Origin of the sequence: Nocardia sichangensis, assembly GCF_047200615.1 — a bacterium.
GTDB classification, from domain to species: Bacteria; Actinomycetota; Actinomycetes; order Mycobacteriales; family Mycobacteriaceae; genus Nocardia; species Nocardia sichangensis.
Window position 1 is genome coordinate 36,565 of sequence record NZ_JBJZOK010000008.1, and the last position, 26,484, is coordinate 63,048.

Below are 26,484 nucleotides of genomic sequence, written 5' to 3' on the forward strand. Positions count from 1 at the left end.
GACACGACCAGTGGACTCGCATGTGCCGAGCCTGGCCGGGCTGCCACAGGCGAAGGAATGGATCACTCACTTCGCCGCACAACTGCCCGCGCAGCACGCGACCATGAAACTCCGGGCCGTCTTCACAACCACGGGCTGGCGAGCGAAGGCATGGTTGCGCGGTCGCGCATCCCGCGCCGGCACTGCTGCCGCGGTCGGCCACAGCTTCGAGTGCGTGGCGATGCTGTCTGTGTCGATCATCGACGTTCATCACCGCCGGGTCCAGGCGAGCGGGGCGGCCCGCGACGCGATCGACAGCGAGATTGCCTGGTGTGTGAGGACGATCGACGCGAAGCTGGCGGGTCTGCTTGATGTGCCCGCCGGGCAGATCGCGGTGGGATGGCTGGTGTCCGCGATGGCGCAGCAGTGGGTGGCCTACGCCCACCACCCGCATGACGAGACCACGCTGGTGGATGTACTCGCCGCGCAGCGCGCCTACAACGCCCGGGTCGAGCAGCTTTCGACGCTCCCCCGCGGAGGTGCGTCGTGAGCCATCCCGACTGGTATGTCAGTATCCCCAGCGCCCGCACCGTGTGGCGGGCACTGCGGACACCGGCATTCGATCCCGGCGACTACGCCCACCCTGAGATCCTCACCGCCACCGTCGGGCTCCTGCACGCCCACCAGCGGCAGCTGGCATCGTTCGGGCAGATCGAGACGCTGATCTCGAGCAAAGCCGCCCGGCCGGACTGGGCGGTGGTCGGCGAGGATTTCGCCCGAACGACTCGCGAAATCCACAAATTGATGGCGCGGATCGACCTCCACGTGCACGACCTGCTCATCGAGCACGCCATCGACTTCGCTCACGCTCGCCCGCATCCGCATGGCCTCGGCGAGGCGCTTTCGCGCCACATCCGGTTGTGGGCCCGTGAAATGACCGCCGACCCCGACTTCGTTCCCACTTCCGTCGCGGCCAACGCACTGATCGAACAAGCACACGACTACAACCGTCTCGTCGCACGCATCGTCAGCGGCCGGGTGCACCTCCCCCACCCTGCCTCCCTCACCGGGAGCGCTGTGTGAGACGCATGCACGCACCGTTGGCTGCTGATGCGCCGATCGCGCTCGGGTACATGCAGGTCCCGCTGCTGGCAGACCCCCACCGTATCGGTGCGCTCATGCGACACCGCGCGCAGAGTTGGGGATACCGCTGGGGCGGAACACATCTGGACCACCACACCCACGGCGGCACGATCGCCGCCCTGGCTCAGCACGCCAGCCGCGAGCCCGATGTCTGGCTGATCGTCGTGCCCGACGCCGCCCACCTACCCGGCGGTCGTCGGCTGCTGACCACCCGCACCATGGTCATCCGCATCGTCACCGCAGACACCGACGACGGTGCCACCCTGCACCGCCCCACCCCTGTTCCCGGTGTCTCCGTACTCGCCCTCCTCACCCGCCCCACGCGCGAGGACACCTTCGAAGGACTCCTGTGAGCACACACCCGCCAACGCCGTCGTTGCCCGACATGAACCGTCTGGTCGCGCTCTGGGACGGCGTAGCGAACCCGGTGACAAATCTTGAACACGCCGTTCGAGTCGCGGTCACGCTGTGGATGACCTGTCTCGGCGGCGTGGACTTCTCAGACCCCGACGACGTGCAGGAACGACTCCTCAAAGGGGCGCAGGCTGATCCGGACCACACCATCGCCCGTGTGATCGACGACGAAGTGACCTGGCATCTGGGAAACAGACCGGAATCGGTGGTCCTTGTCGAAGATGACTTCCCGGAAATCGTGACCGCCGGGCAATTGATCGATCGACTGTCCATGTGGATCGCGATCTCCGCCACATGGCCTCCCGAACTGGGTGACTGCCCGTTCACACCCGCCATCGCCGACTTCGGCCGACGCTACGACGCGTTGATCACCGGCCTCCTGACCGGTAGTCGCCTTCAACCCCGCCGCCGATCTGACGGTGTGCCACCGGTCCAGCGACCGCGACGCATCGAGCTGATAGCCGTTCCCCATCGCGACGGCGGCCGAGAGCAAGTCGCTTTTCGTTCGCCCGCGCCTGACTCGCGCTGACCAACCACATCTACAGCCCGTCACCCGACTCAGCGACGTCTGCGCAGGCGCCGCCACTGGGTCACACCCGACCACACTCGAAAGGGATTCTCTTTTGCACCCCTCACCCCACCACGGCTCCCTCGGCGCGCCCGTCGCGCCATCGCCTTGGCCGGTCGCACGGCCGACTGGTTCCGCGGTTTTCGAAGACCAGACCGTCGTGTTGGACACCGACCTCGGTCACGACCTCGACGACGCACTGACGCTGTGGGTCGCAGCCGAACTCGTCGCGAACCTGATCGTGATCACCAACGACGAAACCCCCAACCACGACCGCGCCCGCTACGCCCGCGGATTCCTCGACCACATCGGCCGCCGGGACGTCCCCGTCGTCGCCGGCAGCACACTCGACGGTGCCGAAGACCGATTCGTCATGCACGGCCACCTCCCCGACGCTCGGCCGGTGCCCACCGGTGTCACCGACTTCCTCTCCAGCGTGTGCGAGACCTCCACCCGCAACATCATCTGGGTCGGGTGTGGGCCCGTCTCCAACTTCGCCGAATTCTTCCTCACCTGCCCCCACCGCATCGAGCAAATCGAGTTCACCATGCAGGGCGGCTGGCTCGACCACTACCGCAACCCCAGCAAAGCGTCACACAACCCGCGCATGGACCCCGCCGCATTCGGGCTGGTCCTGCGCGCAGCCCACCGGCCCCGCTGCGTTCTGTCCACCCACACCAACGCCCCCGAACTGGCCATCGGCCCCGACTCCGCCCTATATGCGTGGCTGACCGCCCCCGACACGCCACCATGGGCCGAACTCGTCGCCGCCAACGCCACCGAATGGTTCGCCCACCGGCCCTCCAGTTGGATGAACGACCCGGCCACCCTCGCCGCCGCCCTCGGCGTTCCGGCCGTCGAATTCGGCACCGAGACCGTACGGATCGCCGCGGACGGCCGCATCTCCCGCGACCCCGCCGGACGCACCATCGAGGTCTCCACCCGCATCGACTACCCCGCCGCCCTCACCTGGCTGGCCGAAGTCCTGCCCCTCAACTCACCAACAGAGTGACCCACCCGCCAGCAAACCATGACGACAGCTCCGGAAGGAATCTCGACGCCATGGCCCTCCGCACCGCCCTCACCACCCTCGCGCACCGACGCGCCGCCGCCACCACCCACGAGGTGCTCACCCACTACGGCACCACCCCCAGCGCAACCCACAACTGAGGCCCGCATCCCTACGGGACTCATCGATTGCTCCAGTCTCCAACAGACACGCCAAATGACTTCAATTGCAAGGGATCTCATGATGGAACAAGGACCCGTGAAATGGTTCGACAACACCAAAGGCTATGGGTTCATCGCCTGTGACAGTGGCCGTGACATATTCGTCCACCACTCCGAAATCCTCGCGAACGGCTACCGCAGCCTCGGTACCGAGCAGCGCGTCCAGTTCACGATCGGCCAAGGCAGGAAAGGCCCCACCGCACAGCAGGTTCACCCCCTGTGACCGCCACCAGCATAACCGAGACCGTCACGCCGCCACCACGCCCGGTGCGCAAACAGCGCGCCCGTCAACGCCTGCTGCAAGCCGCCACGAAGCTATTACTCACCGACGGCAACGCCGCCACCTCCATCGACCAGATCGCCGAGCACGCCGGATGCACCAAGGGCGAGTTCTTCGCCCACTTCGATCACCTGCAGCAGATCGGCCACGACGTCTCCGACCGGCTGACCCGCCACGCCATCCGAAGAATCGGATGTTTCCAGCCACGCAGCGGCGACCAGCTCGTCACGACACTGGCCCTGTGGGCGTCCATCCTCATCACCCGCCCGGGGTGGATCCGTCTGGAACTCGAACTTGCTGCCATCGACTCATCCAGTCGCGCCCAAGTCATCTGGCGGCTCAACCAGCTGCGCAATGAGATCCGCGATCTACTCACCAGCAGCACTCACCTGCCTGATCCATGCATCGATCTCGATCTCACAATCCCGTTTCTGCTCGCGGCGATCGTCGGCATGGCTACTGAACACACCGGCGACCTCCACACGGCGCGGACCACAACCCGCGACAGGGTCGAGTTCGTTCTGCGTACCGCCGGAATCGCCTGAAACCATCGCAGCTTTCGACGTTCACCCACGTATACAGGGTCCCGATCACGGCTCCGGCGCTGCCCAAGACGAAGCCGATCGGCGCGCGCCACCGAACGACCTCCGCAATGCCGACACCGTCACCACCACAGAGCAACTCACAATCCAGTTTTCAGCAGACGCATGAGCTGGCCGACCACAACCGCAGCCCTCCTGGGGAGTTCCGTATGTCAGATCTCGTACCGATCACCGGTGTTCGCACACCGGTCGGTGTCGACACCACCCGCGCGAGCATCGCCCGCGTCTACGACTACAGCCTCGGCGGCAAGGACAACTACGAAGTCGACCGCTACGTCTTCCACAAACTGTGCGAAGTCGCGCCCCACCAAGCCGAGGTCTCCCACATGAATCGTCGCTGGCTACACCGCGTCGTGCGCTACCTCACCACCATGGCGGGTGTCGATCAGTTCCTGGACCTCGGCGCCGGACTACCTACTGCCCTCAACACCCATACCGTCGCACAACGGGAGAACCCCGACGCTCGTGTCGTCTACGTCGACAACGACCCGGTCTGCCATATTCACGGCCGAGTGCTGCTCGAAACCAACCCCAACACCCGGTTCGCCCTGGCAGATCTCACCCAACCCCAGTCGCTGCTGCGGCACGCCGACATCATCTCCCATCTCGACATCACCCGACCGATCGCGCTGATCCTGTGCGGAATCCTCCACTACGTCGACGACGCCCTGGACCCGCCTGCAATCACTCGCCAGTACATCGACGCTCTCGCACCCGGCTCGTATCTGGCGATCACCCATTTCTGGGACCCCGAAGGCGGCTCCGCCGCCCACGACCTGGCGTGGGAGCTTCAACGCCGGTTCACCGAGACGGGGTTGGGCTCGGGCTGGTATCGCACCCGCCGGAAAATCCTCGACTACTTCGGTGACCTCCAGATCTTGGCACCGGGCCTAGTGGAACTCGATGACTGGTGGCCCGTGGGTCCGGCTTTCCGACCCCGTCTGCTCGAGGAGCGACTCATGCTCGGCGGCCTCGCTCACAAGCCACGTTCCGCCCAGGTTGTGCGGATGGTCGCCCGATGAGCCGCAAACCGCATACCCGAACCTTGCGACTGTCCCCGTGGCCCGCGGACACCAGCAACCGCCAGCAGTTTCGGAACGTTCGGTCACACCGATGGCAGCTATGGCGCGGATGTTCGAGACGCATCGCCTGTTTATGCTGGTCAGGTCGGTCGCAAGGGCTGCGCAGATGGGGTTCGGGATCAGCGCGGCGTCGGGGTGACCTACCTGCTAAGTTCGCGGTCATGCCCGCTCGCGACGACAAGACTGTCGGCCTCGTATTGGTCACCTACCAGAGCGCGGAGGATCTGCCGCCGTTTCTGGAGTCGCTACCGGTGGCGGTGGAGCCCTACAGCCTCGACGTGGTCGGCGTCGACAACACCTCCACCGACAACAGCGCCGACCTCGTCGAGGCATTCGGTGGCGCGGTCATCCGTAACAGCAAAAACGTCGGGTTGGCCGCCGCGATCAATCAAGGCGCCGCCGCCACCAATGCGGGCTGGATCCTGGTCGCCAATCCCGACACACGCTTGGCGCCGGGATCTATCGCCGCGCTCGTCGACACCGCCGCGGCTGATGACCGGATCGGGATGATCGGGCCGAAGGTCGCCCGGCTGGACGGCACACCGTATCCGACCGGCCGACGGTTCCCCTCCCTCGCGGTCGGAATCGTGCACGCGCTCCTGGGCGGGGTCTGGCCCACAAACCCCGCCACCCGCCGGTACTTCGGCGAAACGGTAACAACGGTCAGCGATGTCGATTGGATTTCCGGCTGCTGCATGCTGTTTCGGCGCGACGCTTTCGATGCCATCGGCGGATTCGACACCCGCTACTTCCTCTACTTCGAAGAAACGAAAGTGGCACTCGACATGCACCGCGCCGGATGGCGGGTCGTGCTCGACCCCAGCGTCGAGATCCGTCACCGCGAAGGCGGCAGCATGCGCTCGGCTCCGTTCCGCAAGATCCGCAGCCACCACCGCAGCGCCCTGCGCTTCTACTGCGACTACCACCAAGGTTCACCCTGGCTGCTGTTCGCACCACTGGTCGCCGCGGGATTGGTCGTGCGTGGTGCGCTGTCGGTGCTGCGGACCTCGATCACACAGCGCCTGACCCGCTAGGACCGGTTTCGCAGCGCGGCTTCAGGCACTTTCGCTGGCCGAGCGGGTACCAACAAACGCTCTATGCGAAGGACTGCTCGTCGATTGCGATCCCGGCATCGAGGTCGGCGAGCAGCTTGTGCACGATCCGGTTTCCGGTTCGGGAGGAGGGCATGCATTGGGCGCAGTCGTCGGGGATTCGTTGGTACGCGGAGGTCGAGACCACCTCCAGGATCCGTGATCGTTTCACCGACCCGAGGTCGTAGCCAGTGTGCGCGAAGCGGGGTTCGGCTTTGAGGTCGCAGGGCGTGAGGTGTCCATAAGCGCCGATGGTGGGGCGGAAATAGCGGCCCAGGCATTCGTCGGTGCGTATGCGGTCGATAGGTTGCCCATTGGCGACGGCAACGAGTTCGTCGGCGATGTCGATGCGGGTGTGTGGTGGCGGGTTGTTTCGGACCGTCCGCAACTGGGCGCGGACGTGCTCGAGTTGGTCGACGGTGAGTCCGTCGGTGACGTCGACCTCGTCTTTGCGCAGGTCCAGCCAATCGGCGCCTAGATTGTGAGCGAAGTCGGCCATGTCGGTGATCTGCTGGTGGTTGTCCGGCTGGATCACGAAGCCGATCCCGACGGCAAGGCTGTTATCGCGCTCGTCGAGTAGAGCTGCGAGATTGGCTGTGACGCGTTCGAGGGCGCGCTGTTTGGGACGCGTGCGGGCGATGAGGTCGTAGGTTCGCGGGTCCGGGGAGTGGATGCTGAACCGGATGCGGTGGCACCGCAGCAGGGTATGGAATAGGGGCGTGCCGGGGCGGATGCTGAATCCGGTTGTATAGACGTAAATTTCGAACTGGAGGTCAGCCGCGGTGTCGAGGATGGTCGGCAGGTCGGGGTTGAGCAGCGCTTCGCCGCCACCGGAGACGACTAGCCGGCTCACGTCGTTGTCGCGCAGGTCGTGTAGGACACGAATCCATTCGCTGGTGGTCATCAGACCGTCGGTGTCGAGGTTCTTGGTGGCGTAGGTGAGATGCTTCTGGTCTGACCACAGGCACATCACGCAGCCGTAGTTGCAGGTTCCCCGGGTGGGGTGGATCTCGACGGTGTCCGACAGAACTGGCTGGCGGGCGCGGATACGTGCCGGGCGTTCAGGAGATCGTCGCCACTGCTGGACCGTCGCTGCAGCGAACGCCCAGCGCAGCCGATGCGGGTAGTAGGCGGAGCTGATGAGTTGGCTGATGGCTGGGGCTTCTCGGCAGACGCGGTAGGCGGCGCGTACCGCGTCGATGCCGCCGTCCAAGCCGGTGGCGAGAGCAATGGCCGGCGTCGATGGTTGGGCGAGGTGGCACAGAATCGCCGCGCGGACGGAGTCGTCTCTCGGAGCCGTGCTGATCGCGTTCTCGGTGAGCTGAGCGAGGTTTTCATCGGCGCGCAGTACCTGGAAGGCGTTCTGCAGCAACGGGCTCATGCTGTCCTCGATCCGGTCGCCGCCATCGCGAGTTCGCTACTGAGGGCTTCGCATTCCTCGGGCTTCAAGAGCGTGACCAACGAACGCGTGCGGTCGAACACGAGCACGGTGCCGGTGGGATGTTGCACGATCCGCTGGCTGTCCGGATCGGTACGCAGCTGCGCCGCTACTGCGGCGAAGTCCAGTGGGTTGCTCATGAGCCAGTGCTCATCGACGCTGGCGATCGGTCTCGTCTCGACCTCCCGCGCCGGACTGTCCGTGTGTGCGATGAGTTGGTCGGTGATGGTCTGGTCGGCGCCCGTTCCGATCTGGAACTTGTGGCGTGCCTCGACCGCGCGAGGCAACTGCCGAGCGCGGCCATCTGACAGCAGCGATTGCGCGGTGACCAGCAGATCCGAAATACGTTCGGTGTGGGTCGACCCAATGACGGCGTTGCCGACCATTTCGCGGCCCCACGTCGCGGCCTGCAACCGGAACTCTCCGTTGGGGCGGATGTTGCACAGCGTGTCTTTGACCTGTTCGGACAGCTGCTGCAGGGTGATGGTACGGCCCGGGTTGATCACCACGGGGCGCACGCCGGTGGCGGGCCACATGGAGTTGAAGGTCAGGTACACCCCGCGGTCGAGCATGGGCTGGTGGTGGCGGTCGACGAGCGCTTGCACCTTGTGGAAGTCATTCTCCCGCAGGGCCAACCGGGGGTAGTTTCGCCGAGCTTGGCCGGAGAAACTCGGAGCGCACAGGTGGTGCTGGGTCGCCAGCCCGGTCTCGGCGAGGTAGTCGGTCAGCTCGATCGCTCGCGCCCAGTTGCCTTGGTGGACCACCGTGATCACGGTGATCGACTTGCCGGTCTCCCGCAGGCGCTGTAGTCCTTCCAGCACGGTAGGCAGGTTCTTGCCTCGCGCGGATCCGTGCAGGTCATTGTCGACGCCGTCGACGCTGGTGCAGATCCGGGTGAGGTTCGATCCGGCGAGGGCACGCTGTGTGTGGTCGGTGATCATGGTGGCGTTCGTGATCAGTGTGGAGGCACACCGCCTCAGCCGATGGGTGGCATCGAGGATTCGCGGCAGGTCCTCGTGCAGCGTGATCTCGCCGCCCGTCAGGACGACCTCGAGGATCCCCGCATGCTCGGCCGCGTCGAACGCGTCGGTGATGACCGCAGCCGGGAGTTGTTCTGTGAGCCAGACCTTGCCCGGGTGGCAGTAGCTGCACCGCAAGTTGCATTCGTTGACCGCGTCCACGACCAACCGCAAGGTTCGTCCGACGGGCTCGGTTCGCCAGGTGTGCCCGACTGAGGCGGGATCGAATTCCGGTTCTTTCATGGCTGATCTCCTGTTCTTTGTGCGCATCGTGGTCCGCACGTCCATGCGTCCGAGAGCGCGGGTGTCCCTGACCGGGCGGCGATTTGTGGCAGGCGGCCACGGGATCTGCTGCCTACGGCGACCACATGCGCGCCTAAGCCGCGCTCTGTTGCCTTTGGAAGCGGGGCAACAAGCGACGAAACCCGTAACCGGGGGCAGTCACTATTGAGAACGTGGGCGAAGTCGGTGCCTATCGAGCACCGATGGATGCTTCCTCGCTACCCATTGGCAGGCGCGCAGGAACGGACGGTTTGATACGCCGCTTCCTACACCGCCGATTCATCGCGACGTTGGTCGCTGTCCTAGCTGGTCATAGGAGATAGCGTCGCTCGCGCGACCTCGGCTGCGCTAACAACGCAGCGTTGTACAACACCTTGTTGTGATTGGATCAACTCAGTTGTGCGACGGCGAGTCGCAGAGCGGCTATTCCCGCAGCCTGCATCGGATGCTCGCTGACGATGCTGTGGACCTGATCAGCGGTGAACGGCTGCAACTCGAGAACACGACCTTCGGCGTTGCTGGTCACGGTCGTCCCGAAGAGGTCGTCGAAGACTGGGGCCTCAATAACGACTGCGGTCAGTAGGTCGGTGGCGAAGCTGAGCGGATCGACTCCCAGACCGAGGCAGTAGGCGGTGAGCGCGCCGTCGCGGCGCGCCTGCTCCATCCGAGCCGCGAACTCCCACGCCGCATAGTCGATGGGGGCTTCTTCGCTGCCGTGATCTTCGTCAGCGCCGCAGAGCTCCTCGGCGTATTCGCGGATCATGTTGCGCCACAGCGAGAAGTCGTTGGCGACGTTCCAGTCGGGGTATCCGGAAGGCTGGAAGATTCCCACCGGCACGACCTGGTACAAGCCGCCGGCGTGCCCGACCTTGCGCGGATCTCGCCAATGCAGCAGGAACGAGCGCGAGCCAGTGCCGGGATCGCGGCGGATGGTCAATGAGCTGATGGCCAAGTTGATCGGCCGTTGCCCCGGATCGCAGGGGTCGGCGATTGCCGCGCGAACACCACCTGCGCCCCTGTGGCCCAGCTGCTCGGCAGTGAATTCGTGAGCAGCGGCTTCACCGACGTTGATGCTGTCGAAGTAGTAGCCCGTGCCGAACCGTAACACTGGGGCGCCGCAGGCCAGGTCGGCGTGCAGCAGCCGGTAGGTCGGCCGGTTCTCGAACACTACTGGGGCAGCGATCTCTCCCACTGCTTCGGCGTAGGTTTCATACGGCTGGCCGCTGGCACGCACCGGCAACATCGGACTTGCCAACGCCAGGACTGGCGGGACTTGTTCTGGACACCATTCGAGGGTGATGTCCTCGAGCAATAGCGGCGCAGTCGGAATCCATTGGCTTCGGGTCAACAATGGTGTGTCAGCGACTCGAGGTGCCTCGGAAAACATTCCAGCCGCAGCCACGTCGAGGGTTGTTCGGCGCTCTCGCAGGTATGTGCGGGTATCTATCCATGCGCGTTCGCTCGATGTCAATGTGCGGATGTCCGCGCCCATCACTACCTCCGCGTGCTCGGCCCTAGCTGATCAAGCTGTCGCGATGCTGCCACGCCAACGCCAGACATGCAGCCCCCGGCGCGGCGACCGGCTCATTCTCCAACAACCGCTGAATGGCGGCAGCGGTGAACGGCACACCGTCGGCGGCGCGGCCACCCTCAACAGCGACCACTTCACCTTCGTCGTTGAACTGCACCGTCGAGCCGAAGACCTCATCGAAGACGTCGTCATCGATCACGACCACCGTCAAGATCGTCGCCGCCAACGTCAGCGCATCCACTCCGAAACCCAGAATATGGGCCCGCAGCTTGCCTTCCTCCCGTGCCGCGCTCAGCCGCTGATACAGCGGCCACCGTTCGTAGTCTATCGCCGCGCTGCGGCTACCGTCGTGCTCAGGCAGCCCTAGCAGCTCCTCGGCGAACTCACGGACCATGTTGCGCCACAGAGAGAAATCGTTGCGCCGATCCCACAACGCGACGCTCGACGGCTGAAACTCCCCCGCCGGGATCACGTCGTACACCCCAGCGGCCGTTGCCACCCTCGCCGGGTCACGCCAATGCAGCAGAAACGACGGCTCCGCCGGATACCGGCGCAACCGGATCGTCAGGGTCGTGATCGCCGGGATCACCGCGCGACGCGCCGGATCGAAAGGGTCGCCCACCAGCTCGCGAAACGGCAGCCTCCCTTCCAGCTCCGACACGTGATCAGGCCAGCGCTCCATGCACGCCGCGGCCATCTCATGTGCCAGCGCCTCGGAGACGTCGAGCTTGTCGAAATAGGAAGCCAACCCGAAATCCAGCACTCCGGCCGCGATTGATCCAGCCAGGAATCGGTAACTCGGACGCGACTCGAACAGTCGCGGAGGGTCCAGGTGTTTCACCGCGGCCGAATAACTGTCGAATGTCGTATCGGCCGTGCGCAGCGGCCGAACCGCCAACGTCTGCGCCTCGGTTCCCGCGAGCTGCACCGACTGCGGTCCCTCGCGCAAGCGAAGCCGTACAGAATGCAGGTCCACCGGGCGGGTTGGCACCCACCCTCCCGCGGCAATAAGCGAAGTCCTCGGCACTCGGTCCTCGCTCGGGTACCACTGGGCCGCCAACCGACCGAGTTGTGCGCGATGCCGATTCAGCCAATGCCTTTGCACCCGCCACCGCCCTCGGCTGGCAACCACAGCAGCCGGCGCGGCCACCGACACGGAACGCCGACGCTGCACACCTGCCATCCCGAGTTCCTCCAGCGGAATGCCCAGAACCGATGCAAGGCTCTGACGGTGCTCGACGTCCGGGTTACGGACACCAGTCTCCACTTGGCTGAGAAACTGCTGCGTTACCCCCATCGCACTCGCGACAGCGGCCTGGTTCAACCCTATGGCCAGACGATATTCACGGACGACGTCCCCAACGTTGCGGAAGTGGCGAGGCTCGATTTCACGCCGCAACCACCTGGGAGCTGGTTTTCCATCCACGTCGCCTCCTCCTCCCTGGCCGGTCACCAACGTCGAGCAGATGTCGGGGCAACAGCACAGTATGGGCAGCAGCCACGGCAAAGGCAACGCCAGCCCCTCCCAGCGAGCAACTCCGGATCGACCCCGGAAGATCCCAGGAAAACGACCGACGTGCTGTCTCGCTACTCCCGGACACGGGAAGTCCGGGCTGTCATCGCTTGCGGAGTGGTGGTTTTTCTGCCAGGCCACCCGCTCAGGCCATTCGGTCAGGTAGTCGGAGTCGATCGGCGCGAACGGTGGCGGTGGAAGGTCGAACGCGGCGGCGACCTTGTCCAGTTGCGGGACCAGGGCGGTGTACCGGTCGCGCAATTCGCGTCGTGTCTCGGCCACTCCTGCTCGACGTCGTCGGCGGCCGAACCATACTGTCCGGAAAGTCACGTCGCGCGAACTCCACTATCTTCCCGGTGCCAGGCTCTTGCGCGTCTTCGCTGCAGGACTCAAGCCTCTGCAGATCCCCATCGCACCCGCCACGTCAATCCGGAGCGCGCTGCTGGCGCGGGCCGCGCCGAGATGGTTCCAGGTTCTGATCAAGCAGTGACCGGGAAGTTGGAGCTGGTGTTGAGGGGAGCGGTTTTGGGGAAGGTCACCGGCAGCCGCTGCAGAGCACGATGAAATGGTCCGGGCCGCCAGCCCAGCTGTTCCGCGGGTACGGCCAGCCGTATGCCTGACAGGGCGTCCAGGAGTTGGTCGATGGCGTGCTGTGCGACGAGGTAGGCCACGTCCTTGGCTGGGCAGACGTGCGGTCCAGCGCCGAATGCCAGATGGGAGCGGTTGCCGGTCAGTTCACCACCGGCGATGTCGGGGTCACGATGACAGGCGGCGATGCCGATGAGGACGGGCTGTTCAGCGGGTACCCAGGTTTGGTCGACCATGATCGGCTGGCGCGGGTAGGTGGCGCAGAAGTTCGCCATCGGCGGGTCGGCGAACAACACCTCGTCGAGGGCGTCGCGGGTCATCAACGATCCGCTGAGCAGGCCGCCGCCGAAGCGCCCATCGGTGAGCATCAACAGCAGGGTGTTGGTCATGAGGTTACGTATCGGTTCGATGCCCGCGCCGTAGAAGCTCAGCAGCTGAGCGAGCAACTCGCGATCGGTGAAATGGGCGTGGTGCAGCGCCAGCCGGGAGGTGACGTCGTCGCCAGGGGCGGCGCGCTTGTGCCGGATCAGCTCGATCAGCGCCGCGCTGGCCCTGGCCATCCCCGCGGCGGCATCGGGGCCGGAGTCGAACCGCGCGGCCATGCCGGCCGCGACTTCGTTGCCGATCTCAGGTGAACAGCCGATCATGTGGTTGAGGACATCGAAGACGAGTGGGAACGCGTAGTCGGCGGCCAGGTCGGCGCTCCCGCGACCGCAGAAGGTGTTGATCCGCGGGATCGCGAGCGCTTCGACCAAGTCCTGCAGGCCATGCAGATCGATCTCCGCGATGGCATAAGACGACGCTTCCCGGTAGCGGTCGTGCGCCGATCCGTCGTGGAATCGGGCGGCGGGCTGCCACCCCAGCATCGCGCGAACCGGTGAGTCCTGCGGGATTGTTCTCTCCCACTTGCGCGGGTCGGCCGGGAACCGTTCTGGGTCGTGCAGGATGTTCACGGCCGTGCGGTAGCCGAGCACCAGTGTCGCCGGGACACCAGCTGCCAGCTCGACCGGCGCCAACGGCCCGAACCGCTGACGCATGGACCGGTAGGTGCCGTGCGGGTCAGCGGCGAACTCCGGGCTGTACAGAGATACCCGGTGGCCGTCGCCAGTGTCGTAGGGTGTCCCGTGCCCGGCGGGGCATCTGTCAGGCACCATCGGGTTCGGCGGGATGGTCATTGACGTAACTCCAGAGGGGATGCAGGGGTGGGCAGGCACGACTCGGGGCAGGCCCGCAGGCCGTCCAGAAGGCGTCGAGGTTCCGCGAAGCGCGGCATAGCGTCGTTGCGCGCGGGCAGGGCGAGCCCGCTGTGGGCGGTGAATAACTGCGGCGTGTGCCGCGATGTGGGCCGCTAGGTCAAGACAGCGCCGAGGGAATTGAGTAGTGGCTCCTGCTCAGGCAATCCGCACAGTGCATGGATGTGGCCGTCGGGGTGCAACAGGCACAGGGTGTCGGTGTCCTCGGCGCCGTACAGTTTGTGAGCGACGAAGCTTTCGGCGACGATGGCACCGTCGGGCGCGGCGGCACGCTGATCGGGCGAAGCGATCACTGTGCACCGCACTCGATCACCGAAACGCCGCGCGACCCGGCTTTCCAATGCTTTTACTGCGGATGCCGAGTGGGCGTCGCGCTGGAATACGAGCAGCGTATGTCCGGGATGGTGCAACAGTGCGTGCAGGCGTTGCCGGGAGGTCAGAGCAACGTCGGGTGCGCGGTCACCAGCGGCCAAGCCACCGAGTGGGGTGAGCCCCGGCACTTGGGAGACTGTGTGCCGATAGGTGGTGCCGATTCCAGATATTCCATTCACCGCTTGCTCGACGAATCCCGGTTCCCGAATGATCGCCAGACGCTCGGCCATCGGCGTGCCGTGCGCCATGAGCAGGTCATGCAGCGTCTTCGTCCTTTGGATCGTCCGTTGCGCTGCCTCGCGTCGCTGCGGCTCGTAGGTGCCGAGAAGGTCCTCGGGGGCTTCTCCCCTGGTGACCAGGGCGAGCTTCCAGGCGAGGTTGTAGGCATCCTGCAGGCCCAGATTCATCCCTTGCGCACCGGCGGGTGAGTGGTGGTGGGCGGCGTCCCCCGCCAGGAACACGTTGCCGCGCCGATAGTCGCTGATGCCGATGCGGATCGAGAAGTTCGACGCCCATTCCGGCCGGCCGAGGGTGACCGTGCCGTGGAAGCAGCGGTTGAGCACCGCCTGGAACGCCTCCTGCGTGATCTCGGTTCCGGGATTCTCGCTCATATCGCTGACCAGCAGCCGGTAGATGTTCGCGGGCAGGGGTATGAACAACGTCATTCGGTCGGGCTCGACGAGGTAATCGAGGTCTTCCGCAGACAGTGGGAGCCCGGATATGGGCGCGTCGGTCATTCTCATCTGGTCGGCGTAGTACTCGCCGCTGACGACGGGCATGCCCATCTGCCGACGGACGGTGCTGTGCACTCCATCGCACCCGATCAGCCGCTCGGGATGCAGGATCTCCTCGCGACCATCGGCTTTGTTCACCACTCGCGCGGTGACGCGACCGGCACTGTCGGTGCTGACGGACAGCAGTTCGGTATTCCACTCGATCGTGCCTCCGAGTGAGGCGTGCTTCTCGTGCAAAATCCGCTCGGTCTCGGCCTGGCTGATGTTGAGCATGAAGGGATAGCTGCTGTCGAGTTGCGTAAAGTCCAGTCGCGCAACCTCGCCTGTGCCCACGAAGTGATAGTTCATCCGACGAGCACGCCGACCCCGCGCAACCAATCGGTCAGCGATCTCCAAGTGGGCGAGCAGTTCCAGCGAACGCGGATGCACGACACAGGCGTTCGATGTCTCCGCCGGACCGCCCGCCTTATCGATCACGCGGCATGCCACTCCCCAGCGTCGCAGGATAGTGGCGGCCAGCGACCCGGCCGGTCCCGCGCCGACGATGAGGATGCGGTTGCTTTCTTCGGGATGATGAGACATGGATTCGGCCTTCCTGATCGAGGGCTACGGTTTGCGGGCAACCGCGCCGTAGGCGGAGATCGGGCGGGTTTCACCGACCTCGGTGGTGCCGCAACGCCATTGGGTGATGGACGCGAAGCCGGGCTCGACCAGCTGCAGCCCGTCGAAGACGGCTTTCAGCTGCGCCTGCGGGCGCGGAACATAGGGTGTGCCGCCGGTGCCGGTGTAGTTCTGGCACAAGGTGACGTACGCGCGGCTGTCGTCGGTGCCGTCCCACAGCGCCAGGTAGCTGCCCGACGCGACGGCGTCCATGATGGTGTGCACGATCCGCAGCAGCTCGTCGTAGGTTTTGGCGTGGCCGAGCACGCCCATGAACATCACGGCGACCGGCTCGTGGAAGTTCAGAACGTGCTTGGCGTCGGCGATGATCCGTTCGGGATCGTGGTAGTCGGCGTCGATGTAGGTGACCACGCCCTCGGCTGTGGTGGAGGTGAGCAGCGCCCGCGCGTGGGTGAGGACCAGAGGGTCGTTGTCGACGTAGACGATCCGGGCCTCGGGCGTGATGGCTTGGGCTATCTCGTGGGTGTTCTGCATCGTCGGCAAACCCGTACCGACGTCGAGGAATTGCCGAACTCCCGCCTCTTGGGCGAGGTAGCACACGACGCGGATGAGGAACTGCCGCGACTGCACGGCCATGGTGGTGATGTCGGGATCCACTTCGATGCCGGCATCGCCTGCGATGCGGTCGATCTCGTAGTAGTCCTTGCCGCCCATCCAGTAGTTCCAGATCCGCGCCGACTGCGGGATATCTGTCCGGATGAGGGGCACACCGGCACCGAGTTCTGCCACCATGGTCCTCCCTCGTACTGCTCCGATACCGCGAGACAGCGGTGACGATCAGCGTCGAGGGCAACCGCGATCAGCGGTAGATGAGAGCAGCCCTCGCCGATAGGGCGGGCAGTTGCACACATCACTGCTGTTCACGCAGCTGCTGGGCCGTGAGCGGCTGCGGTGATGAGGCGGCCTCTCATCTTGAAATCCAGTTCTGCGACGTGATCAGCGCGCGCCGAGTTCACCGGCGGGCCCGGCGAAGTCGGACTACCGTGGATCTGTTCACCGGTACGTGGCAGGGGCGGATAAGGGATGAACACCAACAGAGCTCGATCATGCGAGCCGACGTGCGCCAATCGCATCCGCGACAGAACCGTCGCGCAGCAGGCGGAAGGACAGAATCCGCCCATCGAATCGCTACAGGCGATCGCCAACGAAATCGCTGCTCATTGCGGACATTCCGCGTTCAAGTCGCATCGGCTGGCCTGGGGATGGACCGTCCCGCAAGCCGTTGAAGAATTCCACCGGATGTGCCGGCGCGAGAACCTCAAACCCCGCGGGCTAGTCGTGCGGTCGTGGATGGAATGGGAGGCCGGGTCACGGCCGAACTGGGACTACCAGGATCTGCTGTCACGGCTGTTCTGCACCAACCCTGTCGCCCTGGGATGGGCCGCGAACTACGCTCCGGCCACACCACCACGATCTTCTCGTGGGGTGCTGCTGTCTGCTCGCACGCTGATGCACCTGCCACCGGGCACTGACGCGTTCACCGGCCACCGCGAGGAGGTCGCGCGATTGGTGAGTCTGCTGGGAAGCCCGTCCACCGCCGCGGTCACGATCGCCGCGGTCTCCGGCGCGGCCGGAGTCGGTAAGACGGCGTTGGCCATCCACCTCGCCCACCAGCTCCATGACGCCTATCCCGACGGGCAGCTGTATGTCGACCTCGGCGGCACCGACACCAGCCCCGCCGCGGCAGGCGATGTTCTCGCCGGGTTCCTGCGCGAGTTCGGTATCGAGGGCAGCGACATTCCCGAAGGTCTCGACGAACGCGCCCGCAAGTACCGCGCGTGTCTGGCCGGGCGGCGAGTGCTGGTTGTTCTGGACAACGCCGCCGACGAAACGCAGCTCCGCCCTCTGCTTCCCGGCACCGCCGGATCCGCTGTCCTGGTCACCAGCCGCGCACCCATCGCCACGCTCGGAGGAATGCACGTGCCCCTCGATGTGCTCCCCGAAACCGAGGCCATCGAATTGCTGTCGCGGCTCATCGGAGCCGACCGCGCCGGCACCGAACCCGATGCGGTGCGCGCGATCGCGCGGCTGTGCGGCGGGCTGCCGCTGGCCCTGCGGATCGCGGGCGCCCGGCTGATGTCACGCCCGAACTGGACAGTGGCGTGGTTCGCCGACCGCCTGGCTGATGAGAGCCGACGCCTCGACCTCCTCGCGGTCGGGGATCTGGAAGTACGCGCCTCGTTCGCGCTGAGCTACCACAGCCGCAGCGCCGAGGAGCAGTCCGCGTTCAGAATGCTGGCGCTGACCGCCGTGAGCTTCCCTGCCTGGAATCTCGCCACTCTGCTCGACACCGACCTCGACGAGGCCGAGCAGCTGCTCGAGAACCTCGCCGACGCCCAGCTGGTCGAGATCGCCGGAATCGACACCACCGGCGCGATTCGATATCGCCTGCACGATCTCGTCCGCGTCTTCGCCCGCGAATGCTCCGCCCGCCACGACACCGACGATGCGCGCCGCAACGCCGCGCGACGGCTCGTCGGCGCCTACGCCACCGCAGTCACCGCTGCTGCCTCGATCCTGCACCCAGGAGCCGACCCCGACATCTACAACCCCGACTGCACCGACCGAACCGCCGCGGTCGAGATCGCCCGCGCCGACCCCCGGCGATGGTTTACCGTCGAGCAACCCAATCTCGTTGTCGGCGTTGAACTTGCCCACCACCTCGGATTGTGGGAGCAGACCTGGCAGCTGGCAGCCGCACTCTCAGCGATGTTCGAGTGGCGCGCGGACTGGCAAGCATGGGCCCACACCCACGAGCTGGCCCTGGATGCCACCGCCAAGATCGCCACCGACGGCTACGGCGAAGCGGTCATCCTGCGCAGTCTCGGTGCGCTCTACCGGGAACTGGGCCGCTTTGAGGAAGCCGCCACGATGCTGACCCGCGCAGCCGCCGTCTTCCGGCGCTTCGCCGATCAGCGCCGGTGGGCGGCCACGATGAAACTGATCGGTGACACCCGCCGCTACCAGGGCCGTCTCGATGATGCACTCGACGCGTTCTCCGCCTCGCTGCTGACCGCGCAATGCGAGTCCGACGACCGATCCGTCGCCGGTGTCCTCAACGGCCTCGGCGACGCCAGCCGCGGCCTGTCCCGCTTCGCCGAAGCCGGCCGCTACTTCACCGAAAGCCTCACCATCTACCGAAACCTCGGCGACGAACTCGACCACGCTCGCACCCTTGTCCGCTACGGCCTGGTGTACCGCGACCAGTGGAACAACCCCGATGCCCTGCGCCTGTTCGACCAGGCACTCTCGGTGTTCGAGGAATTCGATGACCAGCGCTGGCGAGCGCGCACCCTGCGGCATATCGCGGTCGTCCACCGCAACACCGGAAACCTCGACCACGCACTGGGGCTGTTCGAGGAATCGTTGTCGCTGTTCGATCGGCTCGCCGACCGCCGCGGGATCGCGGTCACCCTCCGCAATCGAGGCGACGCCCATCGTCTTGCCGGTAACCGCGCGCACGCGGCCGCCGACCTCACCCGCGCCTTAGCTATCTTCGAATCGATCGCTGATCACCGCTGGATCGCCCGCTGCCAGCTGAGCCTGACCGACCTGCACCGCGTCAACGGCGCCTACGACCAAGCCCACCACGCCCTCGACACCGCTTTCGACATCATCTACCGCACCACCGGTGACCGTCCCGCCCAAGCACGCGCGCAACGCCAACTCGGCATACTCTGCCGCGACGGCGGCGATTACGACACCGCCACCACCGCCTTGGTCGACGCCCACACCCTGTTCACCAACCTCGGTGACGAGCTGTGGATCGCCCGCGTCCACGCCAGCCTCGCCCGGCTGGCGCAATGCCGAGGAGAGGACCCGGAGCCGGAGAGGAAGGAGGCACTGGCGATCTGCCACCGCCGCGGAATCACCGACCCCAACAGCACCGAGCTGGTGTTGAAAGAATGGTGACAACGCCGGAATCCGCCGCCGAGCCGACCCGCTACGAGCAGATCATGCTCGAGCACTCCCGACGCTCCGGAGACGCGGCTGCGGTGTTCTGCGACGCCAGTCAGGCGGCCCGTTCGCTCGTTCCGGTATCCAGTGAACATGATCGGGTCATCCGGGATGTCGCAGCCGGTGTCGCCGCACCAGCACTGATCGGTGCCGTGGTGTGGATGCTGCGAGAAGCCGAACGACGCGGTCTGGCGCGGCTGCGTTTCCTTTCCCGCGACGGACAAATCTTCTACGAACTCACCCGACGACTCACCTCGGTCCTCGGCGTGGAAATCGACGTGGAATACGTCTACAGCAGTCGCCTGACATGGAGTCTGGCCGCCAGCGATCCTGCCCGCCTCGATGAGGAGGCATGGCTGTTCAACAGCTTCATGAAATCCAACGCCCACGACCTGTGCGCACGGCTCGGCCTTCCACTCGACTACTGCACAAAGCCGCTGGCAGCCGCTGGCGTTTCCCTGGATCCCGATGCCCGAGCCGACCGGCCTCGACAAGCCGAGGCGATGCGACGGTTCCTGCGCACACCGCAGATCACGGACGTTGCCGGGGACCGCATCAACCAAGTTCGGCGCATGCTTGTGGATTACGCCGCCGAGCATCTTCTCCTCGACCGCCGGACCGGGTTGGTTGATGCTGGATGGACCGGTCGCATGATCAATTCTCTGCTGCGCGCCTGCCGCACCGACGTACAGCAGCGCCCGCACGCCCTAGTGTGGGGGTACGAACCGCGCGGCGCGGTCGACCCGGCCGGCCTCGACCGAGTCGCGGCGTATATGTACAACACCGCCACCGGCGACGGCCTCCTATGGCGGGTTCCCGACGCACCCTTCCTCGTCGAAACGTTTTGCATGGGCGACCATGGGATCGTCGTCGGGTACCGCGAAACTCTCGAAGGGCATGTACGACCAGTCCTGCAAACGTCGGGAAATCCCGCCGCCGAGGCGTGGGGTCTGCACACCTACCGCTCGACCCTCTACGCCTTCACCGAGCAGCTGGCCGAATTGCCGAGCGAGGAGCTGCGGCCGCTCATTCACCAGCTCATGGACTCGTTCTGGTGCCATCCATCGCACGGCGAAGCCGCAGCCTGGGGCTCGTATCCCTACGACAGCGACCCGGCCGCCACTGCAACCCGATCGCTGGCCAGACCTCTGGATGAACGTGCACCTGTCCGGGGCGACCGCGCCTGGATCACCGGTGCGCTGAGGTTGAGCCCACCGGCCGCCCGCGAACGCTACCTCGCCGGTGCGTCCGCCTGTGAACTGCTCGGAATCCCCGCCACAGACTGAAAGATCCTCACAGGCAAACCCGCGCGACCCACCTCTCGCATAACGCGCTCAACGACCACGAGCAACGCGCGCGGTGGGTGTCGCCGGCCGAGGATGGAATATAGAACGCACCCTTGTCTGGCTCACCGACCATCGACACACGCCATCCGCAACAAGAATTCCTCACAAGACATGGCCGCTGAGGCATGGCCAGACCGCCGCCCGACTACGCTGAACTTCACTTCGTGGCGATCCGGCCACAGCCACCGGGGCTGGTCGGTGCCGGGCTTACGGATGGGTTTAGATGCTGACCGTTGCCCCATAGTGGCCCTTGCTCGGGTGCAGAAGACGAGTGAACGAGGGCGACGGTGTCAGGTTGCTTCGGCATGCCATGTTCCTAGGTCGCTTCAGCACCACGACCACTCAGCTAAAGCGGTTGACCTGTCCGGCGAGCCGCAGTGACGAACTACGACATCTTGAACCATCGCAGGCCCCCAGCGGTGGACACCCTTCTAGTTTGCTCACGTATGCCGGAAGAAAGCAAGCCTGCGCAGTCATTGTTCAAGCCACTTGCACGCTTTGCTTGCGTTTAAACGCACCAGATGCGTACGCTCTATGTATGCAGGATTTCGCGTCGCTCTTGATCCGGGGAAGGTCGCGCCTCGGCCTGGACCAGGTCGAGTTCGGGCGGCGCGTAGGTGTCGGCCAGCAGGCAGTGAGCAGATGGGAACGCGGCGGCAGCCGACCGCGACGTGCAGTCGTCGTGAAGGTTGCGCAGGTTTTGGAGCTACCGGTCGACGAGGTTCTTGCCGCCGCTGGCTACGTCGGCGCGTTGGCCGATTCACCTCATGAGATTTCACCTGCGGTACGACCTCTAGCGCGGACTCTGCCCTTCCATGAGTTGAGTCCGGAACGGTTCGAAGACGTCTGCGTCGAGTTCCTTGAGCACATGCACCCCGGCGGGCATGCCTCGCGCTACGGCGGTTCCGGTGAGCGTCAAGATGGCATTGATCTACTACTCACGCTCGACGGGCACGTTCATGCAACCGGACAGTGTAAACGCCATAAGCAGTTTGGTCCGAAAGACATCGGAAGCGTGGTCGCTGATGTGGCAAATCCGGCGTCGATCAATTACCTGTTCCTATCGCGCCAGACAGCAACGGCTGCCGCCCGCCGCGAGATGGCTAAGCACGCCAGTTGGCAGTTGTGGGATGGCGAGGACCTATCGCGGTATATCCGTACTCAGATGAGCGAAGATGAACGACTCCGGTTCGTTGACGCACATTTTCCGAATCATCGAGAACCGTTCTTGGGCATCGCGCAGCCAGGGCCTTGGCTGTCGATCGCAGAGTTCTTTGCGACGACCTCGCGAACGCAGCCCTTCAGTCACGACTGGACGCTCTGCGGGCGTAGCGAAGAGCGGGCTAACCTGGAGTCAGGGCTCCGAGCCGGAGATGATGCCGTCGCTGTCGTACTCGGACGGGGCGGTATCGGGAAAACGCGGTTGTTGCGGTCAGTCGCCGAGACCTTCGATGCTGAAGGTTGGTACGTTCGAATCTTGCCACCGGACTCGGCGCCGGATTCGCCGTCTTTCGAACTCCTGCCAGCTCACGGTCCCGCCCTGCTGATCATCGATGATGCTCATGACCGAACGGACATGGGGCACATCATCACCAATCTTCGTGCCCGTAATCGAAGCGCACGCCTACTGGTGGCGTGTAGACCATACGGTAAGCAGCGACTGGAAGAAGATCTACGCCGCGTCGGCCTGGATCTCTGGGATCTGCCGACCGTCACGCTCGGCGACTTGACGCATGACGAATCGAGCATGCTCGCCCGGGAAGCGCTCGGCCCCGATAACAGCATGTTCGCGGAACGACTGGCACTGTTGACCCGAGACTGCCCGCTGGCAACAACTGTTGGTGGGTATCTCATTCGGACGCGAACCTTAGATCCTCGCGAACTAGAACAAGACGAACGCATCCGCGAGCGAATCCTCTCCGGTTTCAGAAATGCCTTGGTGGACGCGTCAGCTCATGGCGAGCGAGAGTTGCGGTCCGCGATCATCGACGCCGTGTCGGTACTGCAGCCTTTTCGTAGCAATACGCCAGAATTCCAGGACGCAATCGCCCGGCTGGTTGGGGCACGATACAGCCGGATCAGCCCTCACCTACGAAGCCTCGAAGATGCCGGTGTCCTCCTCCGCCGTAATGATTCCCTCCGCTTGGTCCCCGACCTCCTCGGGGACGTCGTACTGTCCGAGGCATGCTTCGACCGACGAACCGGAGTCGATTCCGGTTACCTCGGAGAGGTCCTCGAGATTGCGACTGGAGAAGTATTGGAGAATGCTTTCGTCAACGTTTCACGGGTCGACTGGCAGGTTCGCTATCGGTTGACGCAGGCGAGTGCGTCATTCTGGCGGGTGATCCAGGCAAGTCTGGAACAGCGTGATATAGAGACATACTTGAAGGTCCTCAAGCTCCTGCGCCGCGTCGCCGTTTTCCAAACTGAACAGTCCATCCGTGTCGTGCGCTGGATCATGGATCACCCAGTCGCTGACGAAGCGGCTACACCCGACGATCCGTCGGGTTTTTTCAAGTGGACATGGCGTCACGTGCTGGAGGAGATTCCAGCGATACTACGTGCGACATCCTTCAGTCTGGAAAGCATCGTGGTGGCTGCGAATATCCTGTGGGAGCTCGCACAGACGGACCGGCGTGCGACGAACCAGTACCCGAACCATCCCATGCGAGTGTTGCATGAACTCGCGGCATACGCGCCTCATAAGCCGATCGAATACAACAAGCGGATCTTGGAACTCGCGGAGTCGTGGACTAAGCAGGAATGGACGCTTTCACCGCTGACAGTCATCGAACCGCTGATTGCCACCGAAGGGCACACAACGGAGTACCGCGATCACGCGCTCTCGTTCGGCGCCTTCGGGCTCCAACAGGATGTGGTTTCACCTGTTCGCCAGAGAACGGTCGAACTCGCCCTGGGCGAGATCGAATCCGAAGACCCTATCCGTGGTGTCGCAGGGGCTCGGTTCATCCAGACCGCGCTGCACTATCCGACAGGCGCCTTTGGCCGCACCGTCGACGAGTCAGAACTTCGATCATGGGATGTCGACTTCGCAGATACTTTGCAATCGCTTCTCGATCTGCTCCGCTCCAGAACTCTTGATCCGGTGGTCTGCGTCGCCGTTCTTGAAGCTGCCCACTGGCACGCACACTACGGGATTGGTGCTCCCCGAAGCGTTGCGGAGGCTGTGATCGCCGCAATGCCCGATACCGTCGCCTTCGAGATTGCGCTGCTGCTTCATGACGGATGGGGACGTTTGGTTCGTACCCGCGGCATGGCTGTCGATGAGTATATGGAGGCTACGAAGCAGCGCTTGGAGCACGTGGCAACCCGCGCCCTCAACGAACTCGATGACGCATCTTTGATCCAGCTCATCGAAGATCGGCTCCACCAAGAATCAACAACGTTCGACCGCGCCAGCACCGGGGGAACCCAACTGCTCAACGCACTGATCGAGAAGAGGCCGTCGATCGCAACCGCGCTGATTGAAAGCCTCTTCGCAAATCCTGACTCCGCATTCGGTCCACTCACTTCCAGACTGATCGATTCGCTTGGACGTTGGCAACCCGACATCCTGATGCCCTCCGTTCAACGCCTCCTCCTTCACCCGTCAACGACAGTTGTGACGGAAACTGCGGTGGGCCTGGCAGCACGAGATCGTACGCAGTACCCGCTTCATGTAAACGAGCTGGAAATGCTGCAGACCTGGGCAGCAAGTCCGGATCAGCGAATCCGAGAGGCGGTGGCGCAGGCCGCGTTCAACCTTGCGGCCACTGACCGAACAGTGGCCAAATCGGCTACTTCACAGAAAAAACTAAGTGCTGCGGCTGATCTGCTTTCCAGAATTCGTTTCTACGATTCCCCCAGTGTCGCAGATCGGGTATTCACATCCCTGACCTGGGATGACAGCCCCATTTTCTGGGATGATCTCAATTCCCAACAGCAGTCTGCGATACTCGATCAGCTCGCCAACCTTCCGGATATAGATAACCACTCGATCAAAGAGTTTATATTTCTGCGTTCCACTGAAGAGCCTCAGCGAATCTTGAGGCTCCTGCGTACACGGATCGAGGTTAGTGAAAACCTTACAAGTACCACTAGTATTACTAGCAATAAAGGTTTCAAGCCTGTCCCGTTCGAGTGGCATAGAGAGCTCGTGAGGCGTGACCATCCCGACTTCCTGGCGATCCTGCGTGACCTGATTGTCTGGATCAGCCAAGGAAACTCATGGCAGCGTCAACGAATGGGCTCGAAACTCTTCGCTGCCGCAGCTGGTGCATACGACGAGCCGGTCTTGTCCCTATTACTTGAGACTCTGCGTGCAGACGGCCAACAGGAAGCACTGGGCGTAGCACATGTACTTGCGGAAGCACCAAATGATCTCGTGTTCGTCCATGTTGAATTCGTCGTCCAGGCACTCGCGTTGGCCGCTCGGGTTGGACCGGACATATCAGCCGCGATACAGAACTCTTTGTGGGCCTCGGCAGTACAGGGCGTGCGGTGGGGAACCTGCGGTGAACCTTACGCCGAAGACCTTCGCCTCCGTGATGAGTGCGCACGGATTGCCCAGGCACTACCCCCAAAGACAGATGCCGCAGTTTTCTATAGTCGCCTGAGCGATTCGGCAGTACAATCCATAAGTCATGAAACAGAGCGCTACCAGGCAGATGGCAGAGAATGGTGATTTTACTATCGCGCGGGTTGCGCGCACGATCTAGCTGCAATCGATCTCAATTCAGCGCGAATGCAACAAACTTCGCTGCAAGTAGCAATTGACAGCCACCACAAGACCACCTGTACCTAATCCTGCAAAGTTCGCCCTTTCAGGCTGATCCCCAGCTGATGTCTCGTATCCAGCCCCACTCAAGAAAGTTAGGAAACGTGAAGGTTCTCGGTGTTGCCGTTTCTTCCGGCGTTCTCTACTACGGAGCACTGAACGCGCCTGACGGGCTTACAGGCCCCACGATCATTCCTGACGCACCTGAACGACTAGTCCCCGCTGAAGGATTGGACGGAGCGGGTTGGCTCTTGGACACGTTCGAAAGGATCACCCAAGATATTCGAACTCTTGAGCCCGAAGCAATTGCCCTTGTCGGCACCCGAAAATACAGCCAGTGGAAGTACCGGGAGGCGGTGGATCGCATTTCGTTGATCTCGGCTCTGATGCTTTCCTGTGCACAGCAAAGTGTGGCTTACAGGGAACTGACCACAGAACAGATCGGTAAAGCGGTCGCTCTTAGTCCTTCATCTCTGTTCTCGTTCAGCTACGAGACGATAGGGCTGACACAGCGTCCCACTCACTGGACTGCAGGACGAGGAGCCGCCTTCGCAGCGGCTCTGGCCTATGCCGTAGACCGATCCCAAAACTGAAGCGTCAGGCC

At 64.1% G+C, this 26,484-nt stretch carries 20 protein-coding genes; 13 read left to right on the top strand and 7 right to left on the bottom strand.

The window, feature by feature from the left end; all coding sequences use genetic code 11:
* Nucleotides 1-10 precede the first annotated feature (10 nt).
* From ACL03I_RS13350 to ACL03I_RS13390, 9 genes are all read left to right on the top strand, one after another.
* A complete protein-coding gene (locus tag ACL03I_RS13350; RefSeq protein ID WP_412806075.1) occupies nucleotides 11-529 on the top strand; it encodes a hypothetical protein in 519 nt (172 codons plus the stop codon).
* Nucleotides 526-1,062: a hypothetical protein gene (locus tag ACL03I_RS13355; protein WP_412806076.1), complete on the top strand. Its 537-nt coding sequence runs from the start codon at nucleotides 526-528 to the stop codon at nucleotides 1,060-1,062. The genes ACL03I_RS13350 and ACL03I_RS13355 overlap by 4 nt, the downstream gene beginning before the upstream one ends.
* Nucleotides 1,059-1,475 (top strand): hypothetical protein, encoded by a 417-nt coding sequence (locus ACL03I_RS13360; protein ID WP_412806077.1) that lies wholly within the window; start codon nucleotides 1,059-1,061, stop codon nucleotides 1,473-1,475. The genes ACL03I_RS13355 and ACL03I_RS13360 overlap by 4 nt, the downstream gene beginning before the upstream one ends.
* 32 nt (nucleotides 1,476-1,507) lie before the next feature.
* Nucleotides 1,508-2,065: a hypothetical protein gene (locus ACL03I_RS13365; protein ID WP_412806078.1), complete on the top strand. Its 558-nt coding sequence runs from the start codon at nucleotides 1,508-1,510 to the stop codon at nucleotides 2,063-2,065.
* A gap of 199 nt (nucleotides 2,066-2,264) precedes the next feature.
* On the top strand, nucleotides 2,265-3,116 hold the full coding sequence (locus tag ACL03I_RS13370; RefSeq protein WP_412806079.1) for a nucleoside hydrolase: 852 nt from the start codon (nucleotides 2,265-2,267) through the stop codon (nucleotides 3,114-3,116).
* Between the two features lie 240 nt (nucleotides 3,117-3,356).
* Nucleotides 3,357-3,557, top strand: a complete 201-nt coding sequence (locus tag ACL03I_RS13375; RefSeq protein ID WP_412806185.1) for a cold-shock protein — start codon at nucleotides 3,357-3,359, stop codon at nucleotides 3,555-3,557.
* Entirely contained in the window at nucleotides 3,554-4,159 is a 606-nt protein-coding gene (locus tag ACL03I_RS13380; RefSeq protein ID WP_412806080.1) for a TetR/AcrR family transcriptional regulator, read from the top strand. The genes ACL03I_RS13375 and ACL03I_RS13380 overlap by 4 nt, the downstream gene beginning before the upstream one ends.
* A 206-nt stretch (nucleotides 4,160-4,365) precedes the next feature.
* Complete coding sequence (locus ACL03I_RS13385; protein WP_412806081.1) at nucleotides 4,366-5,238, top strand: SAM-dependent methyltransferase; 873 nt, start codon at nucleotides 4,366-4,368, stop codon at nucleotides 5,236-5,238.
* Between the two features lie 221 nt (nucleotides 5,239-5,459).
* On the top strand, nucleotides 5,460-6,332 hold the full coding sequence (locus ACL03I_RS13390; protein WP_412806082.1) for a glycosyltransferase family 2 protein: 873 nt from the start codon (nucleotides 5,460-5,462) through the stop codon (nucleotides 6,330-6,332).
* A gap of 61 nt (nucleotides 6,333-6,393) precedes the next feature.
* Here ACL03I_RS13390 and ACL03I_RS13395 read toward each other — a convergent pair whose 3' ends face one another.
* The 7 genes from ACL03I_RS13395 to ACL03I_RS13425 form a co-directional block, all read right to left on the bottom strand.
* Nucleotides 6,394-7,770, bottom strand: a complete 1,377-nt coding sequence (locus ACL03I_RS13395; protein ID WP_412806083.1) for a radical SAM/SPASM domain-containing protein — start codon at nucleotides 7,768-7,770, stop codon at nucleotides 6,394-6,396.
* A complete protein-coding gene (locus ACL03I_RS13400; protein ID WP_412806084.1) occupies nucleotides 7,767-9,089 on the bottom strand; it encodes a radical SAM protein in 1,323 nt (440 codons plus the stop codon). Before ACL03I_RS13400 ends, ACL03I_RS13395 begins: the two co-directional genes overlap by 4 nt.
* Nucleotides 9,090-9,516: 427 nt before the next feature.
* Nucleotides 9,517-10,620: a hypothetical protein gene (locus ACL03I_RS13405; RefSeq protein WP_412806085.1), complete on the bottom strand. Its 1,104-nt coding sequence runs from the start codon at nucleotides 10,618-10,620 to the stop codon at nucleotides 9,517-9,519.
* 22 nt (nucleotides 10,621-10,642) lie between these two features.
* Nucleotides 10,643-12,454: a helix-turn-helix domain-containing protein gene (locus ACL03I_RS13410; protein WP_412806086.1), complete on the bottom strand. Its 1,812-nt coding sequence runs from the start codon at nucleotides 12,452-12,454 to the stop codon at nucleotides 10,643-10,645.
* A 197-nt stretch (nucleotides 12,455-12,651) separates the two neighbouring features.
* On the bottom strand, nucleotides 12,652-13,914 hold the full coding sequence (locus ACL03I_RS13415; RefSeq protein WP_412806087.1) for a cytochrome P450 family protein: 1,263 nt from the start codon (nucleotides 13,912-13,914) through the stop codon (nucleotides 12,652-12,654).
* A gap of 194 nt (nucleotides 13,915-14,108) precedes the next feature.
* Nucleotides 14,109-15,701: an FAD-dependent monooxygenase gene (locus ACL03I_RS13420; protein WP_412806088.1), complete on the bottom strand. Its 1,593-nt coding sequence runs from the start codon at nucleotides 15,699-15,701 to the stop codon at nucleotides 14,109-14,111.
* 24 nt (nucleotides 15,702-15,725) lie between these two features.
* Entirely contained in the window at nucleotides 15,726-16,532 is an 807-nt protein-coding gene (locus ACL03I_RS13425; RefSeq protein WP_412806089.1) for an SAM-dependent methyltransferase, read from the bottom strand.
* Nucleotides 16,533-17,090: 558 nt separating this feature from the next.
* Between ACL03I_RS13425 and ACL03I_RS13430 the strand changes: the two genes are divergently transcribed.
* From ACL03I_RS13430 to ACL03I_RS13445, 4 genes are all read left to right on the top strand, one after another.
* Nucleotides 17,091-19,712, top strand: coding sequence for an ATP-binding protein (locus ACL03I_RS13430; protein WP_412806090.1), 2,622 nt, complete (start codon nucleotides 17,091-17,093; stop codon nucleotides 19,710-19,712).
* A complete protein-coding gene (locus tag ACL03I_RS13435) occupies nucleotides 19,706-21,043 on the top strand; it encodes a hypothetical protein (RefSeq protein ID WP_412806091.1) in 1,338 nt (445 codons plus the stop codon). The genes ACL03I_RS13430 and ACL03I_RS13435 overlap by 7 nt, the downstream gene beginning before the upstream one ends.
* A gap of 598 nt (nucleotides 21,044-21,641) precedes the next feature.
* Nucleotides 21,642-25,787, top strand: a complete 4,146-nt coding sequence (locus ACL03I_RS13440; protein WP_412806092.1) for a P-loop NTPase — start codon at nucleotides 21,642-21,644, stop codon at nucleotides 25,785-25,787.
* A 197-nt stretch (nucleotides 25,788-25,984) separates the two neighbouring features.
* On the top strand, nucleotides 25,985-26,473 hold the full coding sequence (locus ACL03I_RS13445) for a hypothetical protein (protein WP_412806093.1): 489 nt from the start codon (nucleotides 25,985-25,987) through the stop codon (nucleotides 26,471-26,473).
* Nucleotides 26,474-26,484: the final 11 nt, after the last annotated feature.

Coding starts and splice junctions, on each gene's coding strand:
- ACL03I_RS13365 (WP_412806078.1), top strand. CDS start 1,508: ATGAACCGTCTGGTCGCGCTCTGGGACGGCGTAGCGAACCCGGTGACA.
- ACL03I_RS13375 (WP_412806185.1), top strand. CDS start 3,357: ATGGAACAAGGACCCGTGAAATGGTTCGACAACACCAAAGGCTATGGG.
- ACL03I_RS13385 (WP_412806081.1), top strand. CDS start 4,366: ATGTCAGATCTCGTACCGATCACCGGTGTTCGCACACCGGTCGGTGTC.
- ACL03I_RS13390 (WP_412806082.1), top strand. CDS start 5,460: ATGCCCGCTCGCGACGACAAGACTGTCGGCCTCGTATTGGTCACCTAC.
- ACL03I_RS13395 (WP_412806083.1), bottom strand. CDS start 7,770: ATGAGCCCGTTGCTGCAGAACGCCTTCCAGGTACTGCGCGCCGATGAA.
- ACL03I_RS13400 (WP_412806084.1), bottom strand. CDS start 9,089: ATGAAAGAACCGGAATTCGATCCCGCCTCAGTCGGGCACACCTGGCGA.
- ACL03I_RS13405 (WP_412806085.1), bottom strand. CDS start 10,620: ATGGGCGCGGACATCCGCACATTGACATCGAGCGAACGCGCATGGATA.
- ACL03I_RS13415 (WP_412806087.1), bottom strand. CDS start 13,914: ATGGTGCCTGACAGATGCCCCGCCGGGCACGGGACACCCTACGACACT.
- ACL03I_RS13420 (WP_412806088.1), bottom strand. CDS start 15,701: ATGTCTCATCATCCCGAAGAAAGCAACCGCATCCTCATCGTCGGCGCG.
- ACL03I_RS13425 (WP_412806089.1), bottom strand. CDS start 16,532: ATGGTGGCAGAACTCGGTGCCGGTGTGCCCCTCATCCGGACAGATATC.
- ACL03I_RS13430 (WP_412806090.1), top strand. CDS start 17,091: ATGGAATGGGAGGCCGGGTCACGGCCGAACTGGGACTACCAGGATCTG.
- ACL03I_RS13435 (WP_412806091.1), top strand. CDS start 19,706: ATGGTGACAACGCCGGAATCCGCCGCCGAGCCGACCCGCTACGAGCAG.
- ACL03I_RS13440 (WP_412806092.1), top strand. CDS start 21,642: ATGCAGGATTTCGCGTCGCTCTTGATCCGGGGAAGGTCGCGCCTCGGC.